The sequence below is a fragment of the Burkholderia sp. GbtcB21 genome (assembly GCF_019091065.1).
In the GTDB taxonomy this organism is placed as follows: domain Bacteria; phylum Pseudomonadota; class Gammaproteobacteria; order Burkholderiales; family Burkholderiaceae; genus Burkholderia; species Burkholderia pyrrocinia_C.
Genome location: NZ_JAGXKA010000201.1, coordinates 1 through 284 on the forward strand (window position 1 = coordinate 1; position 284 = coordinate 284).

Annotated in this window: 1 protein-coding gene; it reads left to right on the forward strand. The window is 65.8% G+C overall.

Going from position 1 to position 284, the window contains the following annotated elements:
- Positions 1-284, forward strand: a 284-nt coding sequence (locus tag KVT39_RS38815) for a LysM peptidoglycan-binding domain-containing protein (protein WP_217591466.1), incomplete at both ends; no start/stop codon positions are given.

Genomic DNA, 284 nt, shown 5'->3' on the forward strand with positions numbered 1-284 from the left:
GTGACGACGCCGGTGAGCGTGGCGGACTTCGACGAGAACTACATGCGCATCGACGGAACGTATCCGGGGGCGAGCCCGGGGACGTGGACGGTGCGGGAAGGGGAGACGCTGAAGTCGATCGCGTCGGCGCTGTGGGGAGACGAGACGCTGTGGTACGTGCTGGCGGATGCGAACGGGCTGAAGAGCACGGACGAGCTGAAGGCAGGGCAGACGCTGACGGTGCCGAACAAGGTGACGAACGTGCACAACACGGCGAGCACGTTCAAGCCGTACGACCCGGGTCA